This is a genomic window from Paraherbaspirillum soli, from assembly GCF_042654985.1.
In the GTDB taxonomy this organism is placed as follows: Bacteria; Pseudomonadota; Gammaproteobacteria; order Burkholderiales; family Burkholderiaceae_D; genus Paraherbaspirillum; species Paraherbaspirillum soli.
The window spans coordinates 1-25,701 of sequence record NZ_JBHSMT010000027.1 but is presented as its reverse complement, the minus strand read 5'-3'; the positions used below and the strand labels follow the sequence as shown (position 1 = coordinate 25,701).

The window sequence follows — 25,701 nt, the reverse complement described above, 5'->3', positions numbered from 1 at the left end:
TGGTGTGACGCCGATAAGTAACGTAGGGCGGAAAAGCGCAGCCCTTGCAGGGCGCGTATCCGCTTGCAAGCGGATACCGTTCCGCAGGCAGATGGCATGCCATCTGAAACCCCTGCTACACCCTTCCGCCGTCTTGGATGCGTCAAACACATGCGGCACATCCAACGGCGGATAACGCTACGCTCATCCGCCCTACTCTCTGGTAATGAACAAGCAGCCTCGCCTCACCTGCACCCGGATCGGGGTCTGGGGCGTGAAGCCTGCGTCCAACAGCCACTTGCCGCGTAGTCGAATCCAGGGAGTTCTGAGCTTACCTTCCGGGCAGACGCCGACGGTTAAATGCCGGTCTGGCAAGTTGTTGTTGGTGGAACTGTCTTGAGTGGATGAAGTGGATTTGCCTGGTTGGTCTGGCTTGTTTGCGTAGCTCATGCGGTCTCCTCTTACGGTGATTTTTCCGCCCTTCGTCGGCTGACGAAGGAGGCGGGCACAAAGCAAGGTTGAGAGACCGGGTGATTCACCAAAAACCGGCAGGGCCGTAGCCCTCCCTACCAAGTGTCCGCCATAGAAGACGCAACAATTGATAGGGGCAGGCAAAAAAAAACCGCTCGGGAGCGGCTGCCTGCCCGGTGAATCATTACTGGCTCTCAAACCAGATCGCTCTTTCTCACGACGTAAGGACGATAGCGCAGATTTTATTGAAGTTCAAACACTATTTTTGTCGTCTCTGCGCTGTTCAATTCTTTAACCGCCACGCAGCAGGATCGTAGGCTGTGGTTGAGCCGAAGGCGAAGCCCAACATTTCTTTTATCGCGACCAAACGTTGGGCTTTCCAGCCCAACCTACCGACTGGGCTTGAGATCAGCAGGGCGCCGATATTTGTGCACTCGGTAACGTAGGGCGGAAAAGCGCAGCGTCTTCCGCCGTTCTGGATGCATCACACACCTGCGGCACATCCAACGGCGGATAACGCTACGCTCATCCGCCCTACTTGCTTTAACGGCCGCGCAGCAGGATCGGTTGTGGTTGAACCGAAGGCGAAGCCCAACATTTCTTTCATTGCTATCAAACGTTGGGCTTTGCAGCCCAACCTACGCTCCGCTCCTGCCCCGCATGAATCACCGCCAACAATTGCGCCACCGCGTCCTCTAAAGAATGCCGCGCCGTATCGAGCGTCAGGTCCGGCCGCTCGGGCGCTTCGTAAGGCGACGAGATGCCGGTGAACTGCGCGACCCGGCCGGCCCGCGCCTGCCGATACAGTCCCTTCGGGTCGCGTGCCTCGCACACGGCCAGCGGGGTGTTCAGATAGACCTCGCGCACATTGGCTTGGCCGATGATCTCGCGTGCCATCGCCCGGTCGTTGCGATACGGTGAAATAAACGCGGTGATGACGATCAGCCCGGCGTCGTTCATCAGCCGCGCCACTTCGGCGATGCGGCGGATGTTCTCGGCGCGGTCGGCCGCCGAGAACCCAAGATCGCGGTTCAAGCCGTGCCGCACATTGTCGCCGTCCAGCACATAGCAGGCGCGGCCTTGCGCGATCAGTTCCCGCTCCAGCGCAAAGGCCAGCGTCGATTTGCCGGAGGCGCTGAGGCCGGTCAGCCACAGCGTCAGCGGGATTTGATCCAGCAAGGCGCGGCGCTGGGCGGCGGATACCTGGCCGCCGTGCCAGGCGATCAATGGCGCGGTTTTTTCTGTCATCGGATCGGAGGTATGAAGGCGCCGTCGTACTTGGCTGCGACCTGTTCCAGCAGCGCATGCAGTTCGGATTCGGCGTACCAATTGCCGTTGGCCATGACGCCTAGCGGGGCGCGCAGCGCGGACAGATCTTGCAGTGGATTTTTGGCGGAAAGAATCAAATCGGCCCGGTTGCCGACCTTGATCGTGCCAAACGATTCGGCGTCGGGCGCCGAACGGTGAATCAGTTCGCCGGGCACGCGGGTGGCGGTCGACAGCGCCTGGAATCGGCTCAGGCCTGCGTCCTCAAGGGTGCGCAGTGCATCGTGCAGCGAAAAGCCGGGAACCAGGCCGGGAATGGTCGGGGCATCGGTGCCGGCCACCAGCGAGACGTCGGCCTGCGCCATTTGCTTGGTGAAATACTTCAGAAATTCAACCCTGGCGCTGAGGTCGCCCTGGCGTTTGGGGTAGCTTTCCGCTTTCCAGCGCAGGCGTCCGCTCGGCGACAGGTAGCGCATCTCCGGAATGTGCAAATAACGTTCAGCGACCGCAGGCTTGCCCCATTGGCTTGCAATCGTTGCGTAGGTGATCAGGTCTGCGGTAACGAAAGCATGATTGCGCTTGATGAAAGCGATCGCGGCTGGAATTTCGGCGCGATCCGGCGCCTTGTCGGTCTGTCCCGATCCGCCCTCGTTGTCTTTATCCGGATGAGAGAAGGTCGTGTAAAAAAATTCTTCGGAATGCGCCACCAGCAGTTGGCCGGCGTCGAGCTGGCGTTCCAGTCCGACCTGGGTCACGCCGTGGCCGATGACGGGCAGGTGTTGGATACGGCCTTCCTCGATCAGCGCCTGGAATGCGACCGGCGACAGGTCGTTGTAGACCTTGATGAAATCGTAGCCGTTGGTTTTTAGCAGACGCACCAGGGAACGCGCCTCGTCCGCCGTTGTCACGATGAAATTGCCGTAGCGGGCCGAGCCGTCAACCACAAAACCGGCGTACACATGCGGCGCTGCAATTGTCCCGCGGTTGGCCTTGGGCCGGACTTGGTCCATGAAGCCGGCTGATGCGCCGCCCATGTTCAGCACCGTGGTGACGCCGTTGGCCAGGTAGACCTTCAACTCGTCAGCCGTGTCGGAATGGACATGCATGTCGGCCAGCCCCGGCGACAGGAAGGCGCTGCCGTGACCGTCGATGATGCGGGCATTCTTGGGGATAGTCAGCGACGCTCCGATCGCGGTGATTTTGCCGTTCTCGACCAGCACGGTCTGGTTGGGCAGGATGCGATCCGTGTCCATCGGCAGCAGGTTGACCGCGACGAACGCGGTCATCACCGAGGGCTGCGGTGTTTGCGCGAAGGCGGGGGAGCAGAAGAACAACACGGATGTTGCGAGCGAGACGAAGACTTTCAATTGCTATTTCCTTTGACGTTGAAGTTGTTGTCTAAAACTTGAAGATTCCGGCTACCTCTACAACCCTGCATTAAAAACTCAACTCACGCTGCACCAGCGTGATGGCACGCCGCAGATAAGTCCCGGCGATGCTACTCCAGGCTCCATGCAAATGCATCACCCCGCGCAACTCGCGCGCAGGCGCGCCGCCGCCGCACTGGTCCAGCCGCACCCGATACCAGGCCGCGGTCGGCACCAGTGCGCCGTGCCGGTCTTTTTGCACCGGGATCGGACCGCCGTAGGTCGAGGCCAGATACAGCGAGTCGATGGCCGCCAGGTTGACGCGGTCGATGCTGTCGACCCGGCACTCGGCGCGGTGCAGCTCGGCGGCGTCGGCGATAAAGGTGGCGCGGCCGCCGGCCTGCAATTGCGGCAGCGCCGTTTCGCCGACAAGGGCTTCGGCCTTGGCGCCGTGCGGTGCGATCACTTCAAACAGTTTTTCCTTGGCCGCGATCCAGGCGCCCGGCGCCAGGCTGTCGTTGGCTTCCGCCACTCGGCCGGCGAACGGTGCGCGCACGATCAGTTGCTCGACTTGCTGCTGCAAGCCGCCGACGCTGGCCGCGGCTTCGGTCCAGCGCTCGCGCAGGGCGCTGCCTTCCTGCTGCAATTTGGGGTCGAACGGTTGCTGTTCCAGTTCCCAGTGCAGCAGGCGTTCGCGATTCTGCTCTTGCGCCAGACGATAGCGCAGGTCCAGCGATTCCAGCTGCACCAGCACTTGCCCGGCCTGCACTTCGGTGCCGACCGCGACCGGCGGGCTGACTACCCTGGCCGCGCTGACCGCGTACAAGCCTTGCGCCTCGGCTGCGCCCAGCACGGCCGGCGCCCGCACCTCGCTCGACCAGGGCAGCAGGATGACGGCCAGCAGGGCCGCAGCGATCAGTGCGCTGCGGCGGCTGGCGCGATTCCAGTGCATGGCGTCCTTGTTGCGCCACCAGGTTTTCAGTTCGGCGACGATAGGCAGCGCGATAAACCAGCCCAGCTCGATCAGCAGCAAAACGATGCCGAGCAGTTTGAAGGCGATGTGATACACCAGGAAAGCGATGCCGAGAAACACCACCAGCCGGTAGATCCAGGTGGCCAGCGCAAACGCGATCAGGAAGCGCTGCCGCCCCGGGGCAAATATCTCCGGCGGCGGATCGTCCCAGCCGAACAGTTGCCGCCGTAGCCACCAGCGGCCGAGCGCGAACGCGCGGCTGTGCAGGTTGGGCAGATCCAGCCAGTCCGACAGCAGGAAGTAGCCGTCGAAACGCATGAAGGGGCTGGCGTTGACCCCCAGCGTCAACAGCCAGCTGGTGGTCGCAAGCAGGAACGCCCCTGCTTTCAATGGGCCAAAAACGGGACCATCCGGCAGAAAATTCCAGGCCAACGTAGCGACTGCCGCCAATGCCAGTTCCGCCAGCATGCCGGCGGCGGCGATCGCCAGCCGCTGGCGTTTGTCGGGCAGCTTCCAGGCTTCGTTGGTATCGGTGTACAGCACCGGCAACAGCACCAGGAAAGCCACGCCCATGGTCGGCACCCGGCAGCCGTAGCGCTGCGCGGTGAACGCGTGTCCCAGCTCATGCAGCAGCTTGGCGAACGACAGCGCGGCGCCTATCGCCAGCCAGCCGGTCAAGCTGTTATAGGCTGAAAACGTGTGCAGGAACTGATCCCACTGGCGCGCGGCCAGCACCAGTCCGAACAGCGCCGCGACCGCGATCGCCAGCCAGAAGCGCGGATCGAACGCCCACTGCACATACGGCGCGCAGCGATTCAGGAACGCCGCCGGGCGCACCAGCGGCAGGCGGAAGAACAAATAATTTTTCAGCAGCCATTGCATCCTGGACAGCTTGGCGGCGCGGGCCGCCGTCGCCAGCCGCTGGGTATCGGTCGGACCCAGCGCCTCCAGCAAATCGTAGCCGGACAAAAATTGCAGCAGCGACAGCAGGTCTTGCCCATCGACTTGCAAGGTGGTGTCGCGGTTGACCGCATCCAGGATCGCTTGCGGATCGTTGAGCGGCCAGCGCGACAACATTTCGAAGGCGGCCCAGCCGAGCCGGTAAAAGCGGTTGGCGGCCGGGTCGTGCAGGGTCCAGGTCGGCGCGCCGTCGGCGGCCGCCGGTCCGGGATGCAGGCTCAAGTCTTGCCGCAGTGCGGGTAGCATGCGCCGCCGCCTTTACCAGCCGAGCCACTGGCGGGCCGCCGCCAACGGCCGCCGCAGCACGATGTAGATCAACGGCGCCCAGCCGCCGCGCACTTTGGCGGTGCCCATCAGGCCCAGCCGCGGCAGTGCCTGGCCGCGGTCGAAGCGGACTTTGAGGCGGTAGGCCAGCACCCCGTCCGGGGTCGGTTCGGCGCGGTAAGCGGCGCTGCTGAGAGTGCCGTCGTAGGAGGCGAACAGCGCGCCGTTCGGATACAGCGTGACCGCGGCGTCCGGTTGGAAGTCGAACGCTTCCGCCACCGGCAACGAGACCGCCAGTTCCACCTTGGCCGGATCGGCCAAGGTCAAGACCCGTTCGCCGACCGACAGCGCGCGGCCCTGCCAGTCGTTGACGTCGGCAAACACCGCGACGCCGTCGCGCGGCGCTTTGATCTGGACCCGGGCCAGCAATTCTTTCGAATAGTCCAGCTCGACCGCTTTCTGCTCCAGGCTGCCTTTCTTCAAGGTCATGTCGAGCTTGCTTTTTTCATCGTTCAAGGCCAGCTGCGCGGCTTGCCGGTATTCTTCGCTGGCGACGTCGTAAGCCTTGCGCGCCACCCCCAGCCGCGAGCGCAGCACGGTGGTGTCGAGATCGAACAAGGGATCGCCGGCCTTGACTTGCTGGCTGGGGCGCACGTGGAAGTTGTCGACCACGCCGTCGAGCGGGGCCCGCACCGGGAACGGCTCCAGCGGCACCACTTCAGCCGGCGCCAGCACGCTCAGGCGCACCGGCAACAGGCATACGGCCAGCGCTGCCAGCGCGATTTTCCAGCGGCTCTTGGCCGGCAGCGCCCATAGCCGCAGCTTGTGTTGCCAGCTGTCGCTGCCGGCAAAGCGCGCCAATGCGTGACCGTAGGCGTGCGCCAGTTCGGCCGCGAGCAGCATTTCATGCGCATCCCACGGTTGTTCGCGGGCCAGCAGCAAATTGCCCAGGCAATGCCGGTCTGGGCCGTGCAGCGGCAGCAGCAATGCATATTCGGGCAGCCAGGCGGCCCAGTCGCGCGCCAGCAGTTCCGGCAGTTCGCGCGCATTCAAGGCGCGCACGGCGGCCCCCGGTTCCGGGATGTCTTGTTTTGCGAGGTAGGCAAACACCTGTGCCAGCCATTGCACGTAAGGCGCTTGCGGGTCGGGCTGGGGCAAGCCGGAGACCGCCATCACCGCGCCCGGCAGCCACTGGCCGACGGCGCTGACCCGGCCCAGCGCCGCTTGCCGGTATTGGAACAGCTGGCGGCTTTCGTTGACCGCGACGAAGCCGAGCACCTCAATGTTGTCCGCTTCGCGTGCGCGCCGGCCCAGTTGCAGCAAGGTCGCCAGTTCGCGCAGGGCGGGGTCTTGCGCTGCTGCGGCGCGGCTGGAATTGGCTGCCTGGTTCACTTCGGCGTCACTTTTCAACCTTGAACATGGCCGCGCCGCTCATGCCCGGCAGCAGTTCCGGATGCGCGCCTTCGACTTCGCCGGCCAGCGATATCGACTGGCTGACCGGGTCGATGCGCGCGCCCAGGCGCACGATGCGGCCGCTGTATTCGCGATCCAGTTCATCCACCTTGACGTTGAAGCGGCCGCCGACCTTGAGCCACGCTAGCCATTTGGACGGCACGATCATTTGCAGCTCCAGGCGGCGGGTGTCGAGAATTTCCAGCAAGGGTTTGCCGGGCGCGACATACTCGAACGCTTGCGCCCCCAGCTTGGCGACCCGTCCGGCGAACGGCGCCGCCAGCGTGCATTTGCCGACCGTGGCGCGCATGGCGCCGGCTTCGGCGGCGGTTTCCCTGACCTTGGCCGCGGCCAGATCCACATCCAGCTGACCGATCGAATTCAGTTGCGCCAGCCGCTGATCGACTTTCAGCGTCTGGCGCGCCGCCTCGGCCGCCGCTTCGGCCTTGTTGAGCTGGGCCCGGAACAAGCCGCAATCGAAACTGACCAGAACCTGCCCGGCGCGGAAGGTGTCGCCCTCGCGGAACGGTATGCTGGCGATCCGTGCCGACAATTCGCTCGACAATACGCTTTGCTGGAAGGCGACGAACTGGACCCGGATGCGGCCGTCCTTGCCGGCCTCGACCGCTGATTCGGCGGCGCTGCTCTGCTGCGCGATAACGCTGGCGGCGATCAGCAAGGCCGCACTGAGGTGGCTTAAAGTCATTGGCTGATTTTCTCGCTAGCGGGGGCGGCGTCGGGGATGTTCAGGCGGCGGCTGTCGGCTTGCTCGACCGCTTTGGCCAGGGTCTCGATGTCGTGCCCGGCCACTTCGTCGGGCAGAGGATCGACGCCCAGCGTGGCCAGGATCGCGCCGTACGCATTTTGCAATGCGCCGTAGTTTTGCTGCAGCCGCAAATCCGAATACAAGGCGCTCAACTCGGCGCGAATCTGCACCAGCTTGCCTTGGGCATCGCTCCTGGTTTCGTTTTTGGTTTGGTCCAGGATGCGGTGATCGACTTCATCCAGGTTGAGCGCCAGCTCGTATTGACGGTTGTGGCCGTGGTAGTCGCGATAGGCGATATACACCTGCGACAGCACCGCCATGTTGAGCGCCATGCGCTGCATCTTGGCGACTTCGACCTGGGCTTGTGCGGTTTGCGTGATTTTCTTGGCCGACAGCAGGTTGAAGATATTCCAGGACACGCGCAAACCGGCGTCGGCCCAGCGCTTGTCGACCAGGAAGCTATTGCTGTCGTAGTGCTCGCCGAGGCTGAACTCCAGGCCCGGCATCAGCTTGGCCATGGCTTTCTTGGTTTCGGTGACGCTGATGCGTTCGTTGTAGCGCGCCTCGACCAGTTCCGGCCGGTTCAGCAAGGCGGTCTCGACCATTGCCGGCAACGCCGCGTGCAACTCCGGCACCGGCATCTTGCCGTTGTTGGCCAGTTCGAACGGCTGGCCTGGATCGAGATTCATCAGCGCCGCCAGATGCGGCTTGGCTTGCGCCAGTTCGTCGCGGATCGCTTCCAGCTGGCGCAAGGTGTCCAGCAGTTGCCGCTGGTCGTACAAAGTCTCTTTCGGCGGCCGCAATTTTTCCTGTTCGATGCGGCGGATATCGGCCAGCGCCGATTCCACCTGGTGCAGCATGGGCGCCACTTTGCCGTCCAGCTCCTGCGCCCCCAGCGCCAGCCAATACGCCTGGCGCACTTGCTGCATCAGGCTGTGCAGCACTTTGCGGCGGCGCTCCTTCAGGATCAGGGTGCGGTCGGCCTGCTCCTGTGCCTGGTAGTAGCTGACGCCGAAATCCAGGATGTTCCAGGTAAAGGTCAGATCGGCGGTGCGCAGGTGGCGGTCGGACGAGGTCGACGGCGCCAGCGATTGGGTGTGGGTGAACACGTCTTCCGACGACGCCGCCTGGAAATTGCTGCGCGCGGTATAGCCGGCGGCCAGCGTCAGGCGCGGCAGCAGATCGTAGCTGGACAAATCCAGCTGGCGCTGCGCGACCGCCTCTTCCATCAATTTGAGCCTATGGTCGAGGTTGTATTTGATCGCCCGCGCCATCGCTTCCGACAAGGTGATCGGCTTGCTCACCGGCTCCTGGTCGCGGAACATCGCGGCGCGGTCGGTCCTGACCTGCGCTGCTTGTTCGGCGGGGGTGAGCGGGGTGGTGGTGATCGCGCAGCCGCCGATTGCCAGCGCCAGCGAGCCGGCCAGCATGGCGTTGCGCAGAGGCGGCAAAAGAGAGGCCGGTTGCATCAAGTGGGTGGTCGATGGATGTTTTCTCATAAGTTATTTATCGAGTCCAAAGGTTGCAGGATGCGTAGGGCGGATGAGCGAAGCGTTATCCGCCGATGAATGTACCGCTGACGTGTTTAAAACGGCGGATAAGTTGGCAAATAAGGCTGCGCTCATCCGCCCTACCCATGCCGCCGCGCATGGTTCAACAATGCCGATTTCTCGCGCTCCCGCGCAGCTTGCCCATAGCGCGCGAATTGCTCGTTCAGAGAAGCCTTGCCGGCAAGCGGCGGCGGCAATTCGGCAAGCGGCCGTTCCGCCGGCTGCTCGCGCAGCATCAGCAGCGGCTCGGGCGTTTGCTCCGCTGCCGGCGGCGCTTGCCAGCTCAGGTTGTCGCTGCGGTCGATGCCGGCGCTGCCCAGCGCCACCAGCTCGGTCGGCGGCGGACTGACCAGCTGGTGGATAAACGATGGGCTGGCGCTGCTGAAGCCGGTGCTGCCGACCGCACTTTCGCTGCCGCGGCTGACGCCGGCGTCGACATGGCCGTAGCCTTGCTGGCCGGCCGACAACAAGGGCACCGACGACCAGGTGGCTTGGGCGGTGGCCGGCATCGTTTCCGGCAACTGCGCGGGGGCGCTGGCGGTCGGCAGCACCCAGATGAACGGATCGACCGCAGACATCAATTGCAAGCCGTTGCCGCGCTCCAGCAAACCGCGGCCCGGTCCGCCGGCGATGGGCGGCGTCGACGTCGGCCCCGGCAGCGGCCCGACGTCGATGTTGGCGGTCGGGCCGACGCCGTGCAGGGTCGGGTCGGCATTGTTGCCGAGCGCATCCTGCAAGCTGCTGCCGTTCAGGTTAAGGGCGCTGGCGAGCCCGATGCCGTCGCTATGCCGGTTGCCGGCAGCGACCACGTAGCGGAAGGTCAACGTATTGCTGCCGCTGCCCGCCACATAATCGGCGTAGACCGTGCCGCCGTCGGCTAGCGTGAGCGCAATGCGCGGACCGGTGCCGCCCGCGCCAACGATCACCGCCTGGTCGAAATTGACCGTGAAATCGAGCGTCTGACCCGCCAGGTAAGTACCGGCGGCAGGCACCCCGACCGAGACCACGGTCGGCGCGGCATGGTCGAAGGTGTACGCGGCGCCGCCGGTAAATCCGGTGGCGATCGGATTGCTCGCCAGGTCGGCAATGCCGGTGCCGCTGCCGTTCAAATCCAGCCGCAGGGCGCCGTCGCCGCTGATGCCGTCGACCGTCACCGTATAGGTATGGCCGTTGAGTGCCGCGACCGAGGCGATGTGGCCGACGACGCTGCCGCCGGCGCTCAGCGTGAAGTCGCTGGCATCGACGCCGGTGACGTTTTCGGAGAAGGTCACGGTGTAAGTCACGCTGGCGGCATTGGTCAGGCTGGGGCCGTTGATGGCGATCGCACTCACCACCGGCGACACCGCATCCACCAGCACGCCGGCGGTCGACGCCACGCCGGCCAAGGCCGGTAGCGCGGCATTGCCATGCGCGTCCACCATCGTCGCGCCGTTCAGCACCATCGTGCTGCCGAGCGCGATGCCGTCGGTGTCCAGATTGCCTGCGGCCACGGTGTAACGGAAGGTCAGCGCGCTGCTGCCGGAGCCGGCGATGTAGAAGGCATCGACGGTGCCGCCGTTATCCAGCGTCAGCGTGATATACGGCGTGCCGCCGCTGGTATCGAGCGTGACGTTCTTGCTCAGGTTGACGGTGAAGTCGAGGGTTTGGCCGGCGCCGTAGGTGCCGTTGGCCGGTACTTCGACGCTGGCGACGATAGGCGCAATGGCGTCGACCTGGATACCGGTAGTGGATGGCTCATCGCCCAGGTTCAGCAGCGCGTTGTTGGCGGCAGCATCCCTGATCGCGCCGCCGTTGGCGTCGATGCTGGCGGCGGTGACGATCCCGGTCAGGTCCTGCTCGCCGGCGGCGACGGTCAAGCGGAAAGCCAGCGTGGTGCTGCCGCTGCCCGCCAGATAATCGGCATACACGGTGCCGCCGGTATCGAGCGTGATGGCGATGCGCGGCGTGCCGCTGATCGTGACCGCTTCGCTGAAAGTGACCGTGAAGTCGAGATTCTGGCCGGCGACATAAGTGCCGTTGGCCGGCACCGTCATCCCGGTTACGGTCGGTGACGTGTGGTCCAGCGTGTAGCTCTGGCCGGCGGTAAACCCAGTGGCGATGGCATTGCCGAAAGCGTCGGTGATGCCGGTGCCGCTGTTGTTCAGGTCCAGCCGCATCGTGCCGTCGCCGCTCACACCATTGACCGTCACCGTGTAGGTGCTGCCGCTGCCGCTGACCGAGGCAATGGTGCCGGCGGCGGTGCCGCTGTCGTGCAAGGTGAAGTCGCTGATATCGACGCCGGTCACCGCACTTGAAAAAGTCACCGTGAACGTCTCGCTGCCCAGGTTGTTGGGGCTGCCTGCCACCGTGTGGATAGCAGACACCGTCGGCGGGATCGCATCCACCAGCACGCCGGCGGTCGATGCCACGCTATTCAAGGTCAGCGTCGCGTCGTTGCCGGTGGCATCGCGTATTGTGCCGCCGTTGACCGTCAGACTGGCGCCCAGCGCAATGCCGTCGCTGTCGTCATTGCCGCTGACGACTTGGTAACGGAAAGTCAGCGTGCTGGTGCCGGAGCCGCTCACATAGCTGGCATGCACGGTGCCGCCGGTGTCCAGCGTCACGCTCAGGTAAGGCACGCCGCCGCCGGTGTTGACGGTGACCACCTTGTTGAAGTCGACCGTAAAGTCCAGGTCTTGCCCGGTGCCGTAAGTGCCGTTGGCGGGCACTCCGACCGACTGCACCACCGGCGGCACTGCGTCGATGTCGATGCCGGCGGTCGACGGCTCGTCGCCCAGATTCAACAGCGCGTTGTTGGCGGCGGCATCCCTGATCGCGCCGCCGTTGGCGTCGATGGCGGCAGCGGTGGCGATCCCGGTCAGGTCTTGCTCGCCGCCGACCACGGTCAGGCGGAAAGTCAGCGTGGTGCTGCCGCTGCCCGCCAGGTAGTTGGCATACACGGTGCCGCCGGTATCGAGCGTGATGGCGATGCGCGGCGTGCCGCTGACCGTGACCGCTTCGCTGAATGTGACCGTGAAGTCGAGATTCTGGCCGACGCCGTAAGTGCCGTTGGCCGGCACCGTCATCCCGGTCACCGCCGGCTGCGTGTGGTCCAGCGTGTAGCTCTGGCCGCCGGTAAACCCGGTGGCGATGGCATTGCCGAAAGCGTCGGTGATGCCGGTGCCGCTGCTGTTCAAATCCAGCCGCATCGTGCCGTCGCCGGTCACGCCGTTGATCGTCACCGTATAGGTGCTGCCGCTGCCGCTGACCGAGGCAATGGTGCCGGTGGCGGTGCCGCTGTCATGCAGGGTGAAATCGCTGATATCGACGCCGGTCACCGCGCTGGAGAAAGTCACCGTGAACGTCTCGCTGCCCAGGTTGTTGGGGCTGCCCGCCACCGTATGGATCGACGACACCGTCGGCGGGATCGCATCCACCAGCACGCCGGTGGTCGATGCCACGCTATTCAAGGTCAATACCGCCGCATTGGTGGCGGCGTCCTTGATGGTGCCGCCGTTGGCGCTGATCGCCGCGCCGAGCACGATGCCGTCGCTGTCGTTGTTGCCGCTGGCCACTGTGTAGCGGAAGCTCAGCGCGCTGGTGCCGGAACCGCCGATGTAAGTCGCATGCACGGTGCCGCCGGTGTCCAGCACTACCGACAGATAAGGGGTGCCGTCGCCGGTATCGACCACCACGTTTTCACTGAAATTGACCGTGAACACCAAATCCTGTCCGGCGCCGTAGGTGCCGTTGGCCGGCACGCCTACCGAGCTGACGGTAGGCGCAATCGAATCGACCAGCACGCCGGCGGTCGAGGCCACGCTGTTCAAGGTCAGCAGCGCGTCGTTGCCGGCAGCATCGCGCACGGTGCCGCCGTTGGCGATCAGGCTGCCGCCGACCGCGACGCCGGTCGCGTCCATTTCACCGCTGACTATCGTGTAACGGAAGGTCAGGGCCGAGGTGCCGCTGCCGCTCAGGTAATCGGCATGGACCGTGCCGCCGGTATCCAGCGTCAAGGTCATCTCGGGCGTGCCGATGACGGTCACTGCCTCGCTGAAGTTGACGGTGAAGTCGAGATTCTGGCCGGCGATATAGGTGGCGTTGGCGGGAACGCCGACCGAGGTGACGGTGGGCGGCGTGTGTTCCAGCGTATATGCCTGGCCGGCGGTAAAGCCGGCGGCAATCGCATTGCCCGCAGCATCGGCGATGCCGGTGCCGGAGCTGTTCAGGTCCAGCCGCATGGTGCCGTCGCCGGTGACGCCGTTGACGGTCACCGTGTAGGTGTTGCCGCTGCCGCTGACCGAGGCTATCGTGCCGGCCGCGGTGCCGGTATTGGTCAATGTGAAATCGCTGATATCGACGCCGGTCACGCTTTCCGAGAAGGTAACGGTGAACTGTTCGCTGTTGGCGTTATTGACGCTGCTGCCGACCCGGGTAATCGACGACACGGTCGGTGCGGTATGGTCCAGCGTATAAACCTGACCACTGGTAAAGCCGGCGGCAATTGCGTTGCTCGCCGCATCGGCGATGCCGGTGCCGGAACTGTTCAGATCCAGCCGCATCGTGCCGTCGCCGGTCACGCCGTTGACGGTCACGGTGTAAGTGCTGCCGCTACCGCTGACCGAGGCGATGGTGCCGGTCACGCCGCCGGTGTTGGTCAGCGTGAAATCGCTGATATCGACCCCGGTCACGCTTTCAGAGAAGGTGACGGTGAACTGTTCGCTGTTGGCGTTATTGGTGCTGCTGCCGACCCGGTTGATCGACGATACGGTCGGCGCGGTATGGTCCAGCGTATAGATCTGACCGCTGGTAAAGCCGGCGGCGATCGCATTGGTCGCCGCATCGGCGATGCCGGTGCCGGAGCTGTTCAGATCCAGTCGCATGGTGCCGTCGCCGGTCACGCCGTTGACGGTTACCGTGTACGTGCTGCCGCTACCGCTGACCGAGGCGATGGTGCCGGCCGCGGTGCCGGTATTGGTCAGCGTGAAATCGCTGATATCGACCCCGGTCACGCTTTCGGAGAAGGTGACGGTGAACTGTTCGCTGCCGGCGTTGTTGACGCTGCTGCCGACCCGGGTAATCGACGACACGGTCGGTGCGGTATGGTCCAGCGTATAAACCTGACCGCTGGTAAAGCCGGCGGCAATCGCATTGGACGCCGCATCGGCGATGCCGGTGCCGGAACTGTTCAAATCCAGCCGCATCGTGCCGTCGCCGCTCACGCCGTTGACGGTCACCGTGTAAGTGCTGCCGCTACCACTGACCGAGGCGATGGTGCCGGTCACGCCGCCGGTGTTGGTCAGCGTGAAATCGCTGATATCGACCCCGGTCACGCTTTCCGAGAAGGTGACGGTGAACTGCTCGCTGCCGGCGTTGTTGGTGCTGCTGCCGACCCGGTTGATCGACGTCACGCTGGGCGGCGTGTGTTCCAGCGTGTATGCCTGGCCGGCGGTAAAGCCGGCGGCAATCGCGTTGCTCGCGCTGTCGGCGATGCCGGTGCCGGAGCTGTTCAGGTCCAGCCGCATCGTGCCGTCGCCGGTCACGCCGTTGACGGTCACGGTGTAAGTGTTGCCGCTGCCGCTGACCGAGGCGATGGTGCCGGCCGCGGTGCCGGTATTGGTCAGCGTGAAATCGCTGATATCGACCCCGGTCACGCTTTCCGAGAAGGTGACGGTGAACTGTTCGCTGTTGGCGTTGTTGGTGCTGCTGCCGACCCGCGTGATCGACGACACGCTCGGCGCGGTATGGTCCAGCGTATAGCTTTGACCACTGGTGAAGCCGGCGGCAATCGCATTGGTCGCCGCATCGGCGATACCGGTGCCGGAGCTGTTCAGATCCAGCCGCATGGTGCCGTCGCCGGTCACGCCGTTGACGGTCACCGTGTAGGTGCTGCCGCTGCCGCTGACCGAGGCGATGGTGCCGGTCGCGGTGCCGCCATCGGTCAGCGTGAAATCGCTGATGTCGACGCCGGTCACGCTTTCCGAGAAGGTGACGGTGAACTGCTCGCTGCCGGCGTTGTTGGTGCTGCTGCCGACCCGGTTGATCGACGATACGGTCGGCGCGGTATGGTCCAGCGTATACACCTGGCCGCTGGTATAGCCGCTCGCGATCGGGGTCGAACTGCCGTCGGTAATGCCGGTGCCGGAACTGTTCAAATCCAGCCGCATGGTGCCGTCGCCGCTGACGCCGTTGACGGTCACGGTGTAGGTGCTGCCGCTGCCGCTGACCGAGGCGATGGTGCCGGCCGCGGTGCCGGTATCGGTCAGCGTGAAGTCGCTGATGTCGACTCCGGTCACGCTTTCGGAGAAGGTGACGGTGAACTGTTCGCTGCCGGCATTGTTGGGACTGCCGCCGACGATGGCGATGGACGAGACCACCGGCGCCGGCGGCACATAGTTGGTATTGATGATGCCGGAGCCGGTGTTGATCCTGGCGGCCGCGGTCGGCGATGTGACGCCGGTGTTGTTGCCGCCGTTGACGACGCCGCCGATGCTGCCGCTGGAGCCGACATTGCCGCTCATCGCGGCATAGGCGCTGGCAGTCATCTCGAGCGTGCCGCCGCCCGAGTTCCAGATGCCGCCTACGCCTTGGCCGCCGACCCCGCCATGGTTGCCGGAACCGCCGCCGCCGCCGGCGCCGCCGGCCGCGCCCAGGTTATTGGTAATGGCCGAGCTGCCGATCACGTACAGCGTGCCGGAATTGAAGATGCCGCCGGCCGCATTGCCGCCGGTGCCGCCGGTCGCATCCCAGCCGCCGCCGCCGCCGCCGCCGCCGATGGTCAGGCCGCCGCCGCTCGCGGTGGCGCCGTTGCCGCCGGCCGAATAACCGGTGCTGCCGCTATTGCCGCCGGCGCCGCCGCCGCTGCTGGTGCCGCCCGAGCCGTCCAGATGAATGCCGTCGTAGGAGCCGCCGCGGCCGCCGCTGCTGCCGCTGCCGGCCGCCCCGGCGTAGTTGCCGGTACCGGGACCGGCGATGCCGCCGGCCGCGCCGCCTCTGCCGCTGGCACCGCCGCCACCGCCGCCGCCGCCGCCGACATACGAGATCGAAACGCCGCCGCCGCCACCGCCGCCGGTAGCGACGTTTTGCGTGACGATGACATTGTTCAGGGTCAGGATGCCGGCGTTCGAGATCCCGGCGCCCAGTTCGTTGCTGCCCGCATGTCCGGCCGCGCCGCCGGCGCCCGCCAGCAGGCCGTGCTCGATCGTGACGTTTTCTATGATGACGTGGCCGGCGCTGATCGAGATGATGCGGTTGAGATAATTGCCGTTGATGGTGTGGCCGCCGCCGTCGATGGTCAGGGTGCCGCTGCCGGTGTGGTTGATCACCAGGGTGTCGGCGGCCGACGCAAACGTGATGTCGGAGGTCAGCGTGATGGTGTCGTTGCTGTTGCTGGCATTGTCGGCCGCAATCGCCGCCTGCAACTGGGCGTCGGTGCTGACGTTGGTGTTGCCCAGGCTGTAGTCGTAATGCGCCAGCGCCTGCGCCGACAGCACCGGCACGGCGGAGATGTTGCCGGTGGTGACTTCCAGGTTCCAGTCGCCGCCGACGCCGGTGGCGTTGGAGGAGGCGGCGATATTGTGGCCGGTCAGTTGCGCCAGCGTATCGACGAAAGCGACGCCGCGCGCATCGGCCGCGGTGTTGCAGGCGTACAGCAGGATATCGGCGCCTTGCCGCAAATTGCCGCCGATCGCGGCCAGGGTTTGCGCATGGGCGTTGATGTTGTCGGCGTTCAGGTCGGTGCTGCCCAAAAACAGCTCGCCGTCATTGCCGTGCGCCACAATCTCGACCGAGCCCGCTTCATGATGCTGCGCCAGGTAGCTGGCAATCTGCAGCAGGCCATCCTGGTTCGCTTGCAGATAGACCACTTCGGTGCCGGCCGCCACGCCTTTCACCAGGCTGGCGGGATCGCTCACCCGGGCATCGATGAACAGCACCGCCGGGCGCGGTGTGGTTGGGGCGGCAGAGGCTGCCGCCACGGCCTTGACCGCCGCCTCGATCGGGTGCAACTGGTCCGGCGCGGCGTGTCCATGCTCGGCTGCCGGGTGCGGGCCATCCGCATGGGCGGCGGCGACCGCCACCGCGCCGTCGAACATGAAGCGCGGTTCGAGCGGCATGATCAGCGGCGCCCGGCGCTTGGGCGCGGGGGCGGCTGATTGCATGCGAGCTTGCTGGTTGTTGCGCGACGACTGTTTAGACCACCACATAGCGATCACCTTTTGGGCTTGTCGGTTTACTCGGCCTTGCTCCTGGCCCGTATCACCTGCGCGGCGCTGCCTGCGCCGTCCTGCCAGAACGACAGCTTCGAATACTGCTCAAACAAATCCGGCGGCAAGATCGTGCGGCGCGCTTCCAGCGCCACCTTGGGCCGGACCCGGTGCAGACCGGACAAGCCGAGCGCCTGGTCGAACTCCGGCGCGTCGTATTCGACATGCTCGAAGTCGTGCGCAAACCACGGCTCGCCGATAAAGTCGTAGACCAGCCGCAGCACTTTTTCCGGGGCCTGGGTCAGCAAGTCGTAATCCACCACCAGCAGCGCTTTGGCATGCTCGCCGAAATACGCTTCTTTCAGCGCCGCCCACGGAAAGCCGACCAGGCGATTGCGCTGCGCCAGCGTGTCGACCCGGCTGTAGACGGTATTGCGTTCGACCTCGTCGATAAACAGCTTGGTGTGCTCGTAAGGATTGGCGCGGTACAGCCGCTCTATGCTGTCCATCACCCAGGCCACATTGCGCACGCAGGCGATGATTTTGGTATCGGGGAACAGATCGACCAGCGCCGGCAGCTTGGCGCACCACATGCGGTTGGTGTCGAGAATCACATCCTGCTCGGCCTGCTCGGCATAAAAGCTGTCGAACAAGCCGCGCAACAAGCGCCGCCGCTGCTCGCGCGAAATGACCGGGCCGAATTCGCTGCCGGCGCTGAACTGGCCCAGCATGCCGGAAAACAGCGCCCCCACCGGGCTGGTCATGCCGGTATGGAAACGCGGGTTTTGCAGCAGCAGCGCAGCCAGCAAGGTGGAGCCGGAGCGCGGCAAACCCGAGATGAAATGGAATTTCCTGTCCGACAAAACAGTGCCTCCCAACGCCGATTGACATCGCACATGTTATTTCTCATGGGAAATGTTACACGAAGTCCGGAGCAAGCAAACTAGCTGTGCCAAGTAAATTTTTGCCGCAATGCAAAATCCGGATTGAGAGCAAGGAGTGCATATTTCAACCATTAATCCAGCTGTCAAAGTTGATAGGTTTCTGCTCATAAATTGTGCAACCTGACCTTGTAAAAGCGCCGCATTCCTGCTCAACTGTTTCTGCAAGTAAATAGAAAATGGTCCCCCCGGCGATGTACAAACTCACGCATGACTCTTTATTAAGGAGACTCCCATGGAAGTGTTTGTGGGCAGCATCATGACCTTCGGCTTCGACTTTGCCCCTCTGGGCTGGCAAACCTGTTCCGGGCAAACGCTCGGCATTGCTCAATACTCGGCGCTGTTTTCGCTGCTGGGCACGCACTACGGCGGCGACGGGGTAAGGGTGTTCCAGTTGCCCAATCTGCAAGGGCGGCTGCCGATTTCGCAAGGAGCCGGCCTGGGCCTGACGCCGCGCGTGATCGGCGAAGCTTCCGGCACGGAAGATGTGACGCTGTTGGTCGGCAATATGCCGGCCCACACGCACGTGGCAACGTTCACGCCGTCGGGAGGCAGCGCCTACAACGTGTCCAGCAACACGGCGGGCAATACGATCGTGCCGACCGCCACCAATAACGTCCTGGCCGGCTCGCCCGGGGGACCATCGAGCGCCGCCATCTGGGCCACCTCGACCCCGGCTCCTTCCATCCCGCTGGGCGGCGTCAATGGCGGCGGCGGTGGCGCGGTAATCAACGGCATCACCGGCAGCAGCTTGCCGACTGCCATCATGAACCCGTTTTTGGTGCTGAATTTCAGCATCGCGCTAGTCGGCGTCTTCCCCCCTCGTAATTGACGCCTCTATAAACCTACTGCGCGGCCCAATCTCGGGGGTTGCGATGCTCGCTGTACTTCAGTACAGCTGCGCTTCTCGTCCCCGACCTTGGGCCTGCTCGCTACGGTTTCTAGAGGCGCCTTGAGTGCTGTGCGTGTCACGGCAAACCCCATTACCTATCTCATAAAACCCATGCTAGAACTTGTTGAAGCCTCGCATTTCAGTTCTTTGAGCGGCACCGTGTGCGACCTGTATCTGACCGACGGCAGCACGCTGCCGGTCCTGGTCGATTGCGTGACCAGCAAGCCGCAGTCGCGCAACCCGTATGCCGGGGATGCGCAGCGGATGCCGTTTTCGGTCAGCTTGACCGCGCAGCAAGCCACCGCATTTGTCGAAGGGCCGTGCGCGATGGACCTGGGGACATTGGGGCGGGTGGATGGGATCTACGTTTCCCGGGTGGCCGCGTTGGGGCGCGATCCGGCTGTCGCGTATTTTCAGATGGTCTTCAACTAGCTCGCCCGCTGCTGCGCGCCCGGATACCACACCAGCCGCTCGGCCAGCAATTGCGATTCTTCGACCTGGAAGCCCAGCTCCAGGTAAATCCGCTTGGCGCCGGGGTTGTTGTGCCAGACCACGGCCGCCACCGGGCAATGGCTGCTGGCGGCGGCTTGCTGCACCCCTTGCAGGATCGCCTTGCCGTAGCCGAAGCCGCGCGCCGTGGGAATGAAGGCGACGTAGATCACGCGCACTTCGTTGTGGCCGAAATCGACTACCAGGCCACCGATGCTGTGCTGGGTTTTTTCAATGACGAAGTGCATCGCGTTCGGATAGCTCTCGCCCGCGCCTTGCAGCTGGGCCGCGTACTGCTGCGTGACCACCGTTTCGATCAGATCCTGTTCGCCGTCGATCAACTGCAAATCGGGGCGGGCGGAGCGGTACAGGGTTTGCAGGAAGGGCTGATCGGCGGCGGTGGCGGGCCGCAGCGAAATCCCGCTCGGCATCGAAGAAGAAGTGGATAGCATGCTGGAAATTCCTCGCAATATTGGGAAGAAAAATCAAGGTCAGGCAGCTTGCAGTGCAGCAACAAGATTACAACAATTTAGGACAATTCTCATCCCCGGCCGCCATCACTTCACGGTACCCACCGTAAATCCCGCCACGAAACGATCGACGAAGAAGTTGTACAGCACCGCAATCGGCACGCTGACGATCAGGCAAGCTCCCATCAGCGAGCCCCAGAAATAGACGTCGCCGCGCACCAGGAAAGTCGGCACGCCGACGCTGACCGTGTATTGCGACGAACTGGTGATGAAGGTCAGGGCGTAGATGAACTCCTGCATCACCAAGGTCAGCGTGAAAATCACCACCGTCAGTATCCCGGCCGACGACACCGGCACCGCCACTTTCAGGAACGCGCCGAAGCGGCTCAAGCCATCCATCATCGCCGCCTCCTCGATGTCGCGCGGCACCGCCTTGAAGAAGCCCATCATCAGCCAGGTGCAGAAGGGCACCGTGAAGCTGGGGTAGACCAGCACCAGCGACCACAGTGAATCCTGCAGCCCGAGTGCGCCGATGATGCGCGAGAACGGGATGAACAGGATGGTCGGCGGAATCAGGTAAGTCAGGAAGATCCCGATCGCCAGTTGCCGCCCCCAGCGCCCCGACAGCCGCGCCAGGCTGTAGCCCGCCGGCACCGCCAGCAGCAGCGTGACGAGCACGACGGCGACGCCGACCCCCAGCGTATTGAGCATCCAGCGCACGAATTGCGTATCGAACAGCAGTACCCGCAGGTTGTCCAAGGTCGGCGCAATGTTGAACAGGAAAGGATTGTTGGCCGTGTTGATCAAGTCGTGGATGTCCTTGAAGGTGGTGATCAGCATCCAGTAAAACGGAAAAGTGCAGAACGCCGTGAACGCGGCGACGATGCCGAAATGGCCGCCGCGCGCGGCCAGGCGCTTCCAGCTGGTTGGTGTCATATGCATTTCATATTGCCCCTTATGTAAGCGCCTCTAAAAACCGTAGCGAGCGGCTCAAGGTCGGGGCGAGAAGCACAGCTGTACGGAGGTACAGCGAGCATCGCAGCCCCGAGATTGGGCCGCGCAGTAGGTTTTTAGAGGTGCTTCAGGTCACCTCTATCCGGCGCGCCACACTCAGCAGCAGCACCACGACCGCCACCAGCAGCGGGAACAGGAACAGCGAAATCGCCGCCCCCGCGGCCAAGTCGCCGCCCTGGATGCCGGTGAAGAACGCCAGGCTGGCCAGCACTTGCGTCGTGTCGTACGGCCCGCCGCGGGTCAGCACAAAGACGATGATCATGTCGGTGAACGTGAACACGATGCCGAACAGCAGCGCCACCAGCATCACCGGCATCACCAGCGGAATATTGATGCGGAACAGGTGCCGCCAGAAGCCGGCGCCATCCATCGCCGCGGCGTCGTGGATATCCTGCGGGATGCCGCTCAAGCCGGCCAGGATGATCACCGTCGCCAGCGGCAGCAAGCGCCAGACGTCGACCAGGATGATCGACGCCATCGCCAGGTTCGGCTGGCCGAGCCAGATCGGCCAGCTGTTCGGGCCGAGCAAACCGAGCGCGCGCAAGCTCCAGTTGATGATGCTGTATACCGGATCGAAGATCCACAGCCAGCCGATGGTCCCCAGCGAGATCGGCGCCACCCACGGCAGCAGGATCAACAGCCGCACCAGCCACTTGCCGCGAAAATCGCCGACCAGCGCCATCGCCAGGATCTTCGCCAACACCACCACCAGCAGCTGCGACAGCAAGGTGAACACCAGCGCATTGCGCAGCGAACGCCAGAAGGCGGCGCTGTCGAGGATGCGGCGGAAGTTTTCCAGGCCGACGAAATGCAGAACCCGGCTGCCGACCGTGGCGTCCGACAAGCTGTAATAAATCGACAGCAGAAACGGAAAGCCGACCAGCAGCACGATGTAAATCACCGCCGGCGCCAGCATCATGCGGCCCAGCCAGCGCTCGTCCTCAAGCCTATGCTGCAGCTCAGCATCCGGCTTCATGGCAATGCCGCTCCCAGGCGCAATCCCGATACCGGGTCGAAGCGCCGCAGCTCGCGCCGCGGCACCACAAAACCATAATCGCGGCCGGTCTCGAGCGGGACGGTGACCGTGCACGGAATGCGCGAGATGGCTTTGACCGGCGGCAGCGGCGGCTGCAGCATGCCGTACACCAGGCGGTCCGAACCCAGGTTCTCGATTCGCGTGACATGCAAGGGCAAGGGGCTCAATGCGGCGTCGGCCGGGTACGCGGCGCGCGGCAAGAAATGCTCGGGCCGGAAGCCGATCAACGCGCCGTCGGTCTCGACCAGGTTCATCGGCGGCGAGCCGATGAAGGTGGCGACGAAGATATCGGCCGGATGCTCGTACACCTGCTGCGGCGTGCCGAGCTGATGGATGCGGCCGTGGTCGAGGATGGCGACGCGGTCGCCCAGGCCGAGCGCCTCGATCTGATCGTGGGTGACGTAAATCGTGGTGGTCGCCAGGCGCCGCTGGAACTGCTGCAACTCGTCGCGGGCCGAGGTCCTGAGTTTGGCGTCCAGGTTGGACAGCGGTTCGTCCAGCAAAAACGCTACCGGCTCGCGCACCACCGCGCGCGCCAGCGCCACCCGTTGCCGTTCGCCGCCGGACAGTTGGCGCGGCTTGCGGGCCAGCAGGTGGGCGATGCCGAACAGGGTGGCGGCCCAGTCCACTTTTTGGGCGATGGCGTCGCGCTGCATGCGTTGCGCGGCCAGCGGAAACGCGATGTTGTCGAACACGCTCAGATGCGGGTACAGCGCGTAGCTCTGGAACACCATCGCCATCTTGCGCGCCCGCGGCGGCAGCTCGGTGACGATGCGGCCGTCGACCAGGATCTCGCCCGAGGTCGGCGTTTCCAGTCCGGCGATCATGCGCAGCAGGGTGGTTTTGCCGGAGCCGGATGGGCCCAGCAGCACCAGGAACTCGGCCTCGCGCACGGCCAGGTCGATGCCGTCGACGGCGTTGCTGCCGTCGAAGCGCTTGGTGATTGCGCGGGTTTCTACGGTGGACATGGTGGTGTCTTCGCGCGTTCTTGTTCAAAAAAGCAGTCAAATGGGGTCAGAGTTTTTTTTCGTCGGCTGTTTGACGAAAATTACTCTGACCCCTTTTGACGGGCTACGGAGCGCCGAGGGTTGTTTTGGTTTGCAGTTGTCTTGGCGCGCTCAGCTTTTCGCCCTGACGGCGACTTCCTTTCTTTTGCTTCGCCAAAAGAAAGGAAGCAAAGAAAAGGCGACCGCAAGCCACTGCCTTCCCTTCGGTCTCCTAGTCAGTTGAGGACAGAGTACCGCTACGCTTAACTCTGTCCCGCAATAGATAAAACTGCGCCGCCTATCAGCCGGGTGTGAAGACAAACTCGCCTGCGGCTCAAACATGTCTTCCCACAATTCCCGGCTAACAGTCGGCTCATTTGGCAGCGTCCCAATGCGGAATTCAACGTCAAAAACAACCCCTCGGCGCTCCGTGGTCCGTTCATTGGGTCGTAGGGCGGAAAAGCGCAGCGCCTTCCGCCGTTTCAAATGCGTCAAACGCATGCGGCACATCAATCACACCAAGCCCCGTTCCCGCCATTTCGCAAAAATCTGCTTGCACGCGACTTCCGCCTGCCGCATCGCGTTCTCCGGTGTCTCATCGCCGGTGGCGGCCTTGGCGAACATGGTGTTGAGCACCCAGGTGTTGAAGATCTCGTCGGTGGCGGCGTTGGCGTAGCCGGGGTAGCCGACGTTGGTGGCCTGGTTCATCAGCGTGCCTAGCACTTTGTACTTGTCGTGCGGCTGGGCCTTGGGATCGTCGGCGATCAACTTTTGCAGGTCGGGCACGGTGCCGGGGAAGCACGGGAAATTGTAGAACTCGCTACCCAGGAAGCCCTGCCGGAAATTGTCGATATAGTCGACCAGGAACTTCTTCGCGCCGCCGATGTTTTCGGCAAATTTCCAGATCACGTAGCAATCCATCACGTGCTCCATCGCGATCCGCCGCACCGGGCCTTGCAGCGCCTGGGTCAGCCAGATGTCGGGGGTGCCCGGGATGTTCTTGTTCTCGCCCTCGCGGGTGATCGAAATGGCGTTCAGGCAGAGCGAGATCTTACCGGCCAGCATGGCGCGATTGTTGGACGACGGGTCCCACGCCAGCACCTCCGGCGTCATGGTTTCCTGGTACAGCGCCTTGACGTACTTCAGCGCTTCCAGCGTGTTCTTGGAGTTCAATACCACCATGCTGTGCTCGTCCTGGATCGAGCCGCCGTAGGCGAACAAAATCGTGCGCATCGCCATCGCCGTGTCGAGCTCGGCCGACAAGCCGATGCCGACCGGAATGTTGCGCTTCTGCTTGATCTTGCGGCCCGCGTTCAACACGTCATCCCAGCTGTCGGGTGCCGGCATGCCGACCTCGTCCCACAGATCCTTGCGGTAATTGATCGGATCGGGCACGAAGCTGTCGGAGAACGCGAAATATTTTTTGGTCTTCGGATTGAGGGTGCTCTTGACCGCCAGCGGCACCGGCTTGCCGTGCTTGCGCTGGCACTCTTCGTAAATCTCGCGGTGGTCGATCACCTGTTCCTCATACACCGGCGGCGGCGACAGGAACATGAACAGATCGTGGCCTTTCTGCGCCGACACCTCGGCCGCGGCGCGCGTGCTCAAGGCCGGGATGCCGACGTGATCGACGATGACCTCGGTATCGTTTTTCTGCCCCCATTCCTTCACATAAGTATTGTCGAACCACTTGTCGTAACCCGGTACGAAGTGGTTCCACTGCAATATCTTCAAGGTCTTTTTCGCCGCATGCGCGTTGCGCGGCAGCACCAGACTGCCGAAACCGGCGGCCAGGCCGACCGCCGCGGCGGCTTGAATCAGGCGGCGGCGGTCGGCATCGGTATCGGCGGCAATTGCGGTGGAATGGACTTGACCCGGATAAACCTGCTTGATCTGGTCCGTCATGGCGGCCTCCTCGATCGAAAGAAAAGTCGGCACTCGTCCTGATGGCGCGGCGAGGTCTTTCACTTTTTTTAATATTAGGAGTTGGACTAGATAAAGCAAATGGCGCGTAGAGCCGTTGGCGGCGCTTCCAAAAATAGCAGGACGCTGATAGCAAGTAGGGCGGAAAAGCGCAGCGTCTTCCGCCGTTCTGGATGCATCACACACCTGTGGGACATCTAACGGCGGATAACGCTGCGCTCATCCGCCCTACCGGCGACTACTCCAAAAATAGCAGAACGCTAATAATTGCCATAGCGATTGATAGCAAGTAGGGCGGAAAAGCGCAGCGCCTTCCGCCGTTCTGGATGCGTCGCACACCTGTGGCACATCCAACGGCGGATAACGCTGCGCTCATCCGCCCTACCAGCGACAACTCCAAAAATAGCAGAACGCCAATAATTGCCTTAACGATTGATAGCGTCTATAGTCGCTCCCGTCCCTGCAGCATTGGGGGACCAGGTTTGACAGCCTGAGCTACGAACAGCGTAAAGATCGCACGATGCGGTCTTTGCGATCACCTTTGCACGTCCCTACGGACGGCAGTGGTGAGGAGCCTCCGGGCTGCCGGTTTTTCCTGTTCGTACCGGTCTGTCAACCTTGCCATCTGCCGTCGTGTGTCAAGAACGCAAAAGCCGAAGTATCGGCCGCTGCGATGCTTTATTGAAGATGAGGGTCGGCCCCTCGTGATCGGCGTGCAG

16 protein-coding genes are annotated in these 25,701 nt (G+C 63.7%); 2 read left to right on the top strand and 14 right to left on the bottom strand.

The annotated features are described in order from the left end of the window. Positions 1-192: 192 nt before the first annotated feature. The 9 genes from ACFPM8_RS15855 to ACFPM8_RS15815 all read right to left on the bottom strand — a co-directional run bounded on the left by ACFPM8_RS15855 (position 193) and on the right by ACFPM8_RS15815 (position 18,094). Positions 193-429 carry a SymE family type I addiction module toxin gene (locus ACFPM8_RS15855; protein ID WP_378998727.1) on the bottom strand — a complete coding sequence of 79 codons (237 nt, stop codon included), beginning with the start codon at positions 427-429 and terminating at the stop codon, positions 193-195. A gap of 633 nt (positions 430-1,062) precedes the next feature. Then, on the bottom strand, positions 1,063-1,698 hold the full coding sequence (gene cysC / locus ACFPM8_RS15850) for an adenylyl-sulfate kinase (RefSeq protein ID WP_378998725.1): 636 nt from the start codon (positions 1,696-1,698) through the stop codon (positions 1,063-1,065). Further along, a complete protein-coding gene (locus ACFPM8_RS15845) occupies positions 1,695-3,083 on the bottom strand; it encodes an amidohydrolase family protein (protein ID WP_378998724.1) in 1,389 nt (462 codons plus the stop codon). The genes cysC and ACFPM8_RS15845 overlap by 4 nt, the downstream gene beginning before the upstream one ends. 70 nt (positions 3,084-3,153) lie before the next feature. Beyond that, positions 3,154-5,262: a site-2 protease family protein gene (locus ACFPM8_RS15840; protein WP_378998722.1), complete on the bottom strand. Its 2,109-nt coding sequence runs from the start codon at positions 5,260-5,262 to the stop codon at positions 3,154-3,156. Between the two features lie 12 nt (positions 5,263-5,274). Next, positions 5,275-6,690, bottom strand: a complete 1,416-nt coding sequence (locus ACFPM8_RS15835) for an efflux RND transporter periplasmic adaptor subunit (RefSeq protein WP_378998720.1) — start codon at positions 6,688-6,690, stop codon at positions 5,275-5,277. Further along, the gene (locus ACFPM8_RS15830; RefSeq protein WP_378998719.1) at positions 6,680-7,438 is read right to left on the bottom strand and encodes an efflux RND transporter periplasmic adaptor subunit; all 759 of its coding nucleotides are present in this window, start codon (positions 7,436-7,438) and stop codon (positions 6,680-6,682) included. Before ACFPM8_RS15830 ends, ACFPM8_RS15835 begins: the two co-directional genes overlap by 11 nt. Next, complete coding sequence (locus tag ACFPM8_RS15825) at positions 7,435-8,997, bottom strand: TolC family protein (RefSeq protein WP_378998717.1); 1,563 nt, start codon at positions 8,995-8,997, stop codon at positions 7,435-7,437. Before ACFPM8_RS15825 ends, ACFPM8_RS15830 begins: the two co-directional genes overlap by 4 nt. 131 nt (positions 8,998-9,128) lie before the next feature. Next, positions 9,129-17,231: an Ig-like domain-containing protein gene (locus tag ACFPM8_RS15820; RefSeq protein WP_378998715.1), complete on the bottom strand. Its 8,103-nt coding sequence runs from the start codon at positions 17,229-17,231 to the stop codon at positions 9,129-9,131. A 26-nt stretch (positions 17,232-17,257) separates the two neighbouring features. After that, positions 17,258-18,094: a sulfotransferase family protein gene (locus tag ACFPM8_RS15815; RefSeq protein ID WP_378998713.1), complete on the bottom strand. Its 837-nt coding sequence runs from the start codon at positions 18,092-18,094 to the stop codon at positions 17,258-17,260. Between the two features lie 313 nt (positions 18,095-18,407). On the opposite strand from ACFPM8_RS15815, the gene ACFPM8_RS15810 reads away from it, so the two are divergent. Then, positions 18,408-19,004 carry a phage tail protein gene (locus ACFPM8_RS15810; protein ID WP_378998711.1) on the top strand — a complete coding sequence of 199 codons (597 nt, stop codon included), beginning with the start codon at positions 18,408-18,410 and terminating at the stop codon, positions 19,002-19,004. Between the two features lie 171 nt (positions 19,005-19,175). Beyond that, positions 19,176-19,496, top strand: a complete 321-nt coding sequence (locus ACFPM8_RS15805; RefSeq protein WP_378998709.1) for a DUF6916 family protein — start codon at positions 19,176-19,178, stop codon at positions 19,494-19,496. Here the strand turns inward: ACFPM8_RS15805 and ACFPM8_RS15800 are convergent. The 5 genes from ACFPM8_RS15800 to ACFPM8_RS15780 all read right to left on the bottom strand — a co-directional run bounded on the left by ACFPM8_RS15800 (position 19,493) and on the right by ACFPM8_RS15780 (position 24,964). Continuing rightward, complete coding sequence (locus ACFPM8_RS15800) at positions 19,493-20,005, bottom strand: GNAT family N-acetyltransferase (RefSeq protein ID WP_378998707.1); 513 nt, start codon at positions 20,003-20,005, stop codon at positions 19,493-19,495. The genes ACFPM8_RS15805 and ACFPM8_RS15800 overlap by 4 nt on opposite strands. Before the next feature lie 105 nt (positions 20,006-20,110). Next, entirely contained in the window at positions 20,111-20,959 is an 849-nt protein-coding gene (locus tag ACFPM8_RS15795) for a carbohydrate ABC transporter permease (protein ID WP_378998705.1), read from the bottom strand. Positions 20,960-21,104: 145 nt separating this feature from the next. Beyond that, complete coding sequence (locus tag ACFPM8_RS15790) at positions 21,105-22,013, bottom strand: carbohydrate ABC transporter permease (RefSeq protein WP_378998703.1); 909 nt, start codon at positions 22,011-22,013, stop codon at positions 21,105-21,107. Further along, positions 22,010-23,041 (bottom strand): ABC transporter ATP-binding protein, encoded by a 1,032-nt coding sequence (locus ACFPM8_RS15785; protein WP_378998701.1) that lies wholly within the window; start codon positions 23,039-23,041, stop codon positions 22,010-22,012. Before ACFPM8_RS15785 ends, ACFPM8_RS15790 begins: the two co-directional genes overlap by 4 nt. A gap of 531 nt (positions 23,042-23,572) precedes the next feature. Further along, positions 23,573-24,964, bottom strand: coding sequence for an ABC transporter substrate-binding protein (locus tag ACFPM8_RS15780; RefSeq protein WP_378998699.1), 1,392 nt, complete (start codon positions 24,962-24,964; stop codon positions 23,573-23,575). Positions 24,965-25,701 lie beyond the last annotated feature (737 nt).

Excerpts from the sequence above, each read along its gene's own strand:
- ACFPM8_RS15840 (WP_378998722.1), bottom strand. The coding sequence starts at position 5,262 with ATGCTACCCGCACTGCGGCAAGACTTGAGCCTGCATCCCGGACCGGCG.
- ACFPM8_RS15830 (WP_378998719.1), bottom strand. The coding sequence starts at position 7,438 with ATGACTTTAAGCCACCTCAGTGCGGCCTTGCTGATCGCCGCCAGCGTT.
- ACFPM8_RS15810 (WP_378998711.1), top strand. The coding sequence starts at position 18,408 with ATGGAAGTGTTTGTGGGCAGCATCATGACCTTCGGCTTCGACTTTGCC.
- ACFPM8_RS15785 (WP_378998701.1), bottom strand. The coding sequence starts at position 23,041 with ATGTCCACCGTAGAAACCCGCGCAATCACCAAGCGCTTCGACGGCAGC.
- ACFPM8_RS15780 (WP_378998699.1), bottom strand. The coding sequence starts at position 24,964 with ATGACGGACCAGATCAAGCAGGTTTATCCGGGTCAAGTCCATTCCACC.
- ACFPM8_RS15805 (WP_378998709.1), top strand. The coding sequence starts at position 19,176 with ATGCTAGAACTTGTTGAAGCCTCGCATTTCAGTTCTTTGAGCGGCACC.
- ACFPM8_RS15800 (WP_378998707.1), bottom strand. The coding sequence starts at position 20,005 with ATGCTATCCACTTCTTCTTCGATGCCGAGCGGGATTTCGCTGCGGCCC.
- cysC (WP_378998725.1), bottom strand. The coding sequence starts at position 1,698 with ATGACAGAAAAAACCGCGCCATTGATCGCCTGGCACGGCGGCCAGGTA.
- ACFPM8_RS15855 (WP_378998727.1), bottom strand. The coding sequence starts at position 429 with ATGAGCTACGCAAACAAGCCAGACCAACCAGGCAAATCCACTTCATCC.
- ACFPM8_RS15820 (WP_378998715.1), bottom strand. The coding sequence starts at position 17,231 with ATGTGGTGGTCTAAACAGTCGTCGCGCAACAACCAGCAAGCTCGCATG.
- ACFPM8_RS15790 (WP_378998703.1), bottom strand. The coding sequence starts at position 22,013 with ATGAAGCCGGATGCTGAGCTGCAGCATAGGCTTGAGGACGAGCGCTGG.
- ACFPM8_RS15795 (WP_378998705.1), bottom strand. The coding sequence starts at position 20,959 with ATGACACCAACCAGCTGGAAGCGCCTGGCCGCGCGCGGCGGCCATTTC.
- ACFPM8_RS15825 (WP_378998717.1), bottom strand. The coding sequence starts at position 8,997 with ATGAGAAAACATCCATCGACCACCCACTTGATGCAACCGGCCTCTCTT.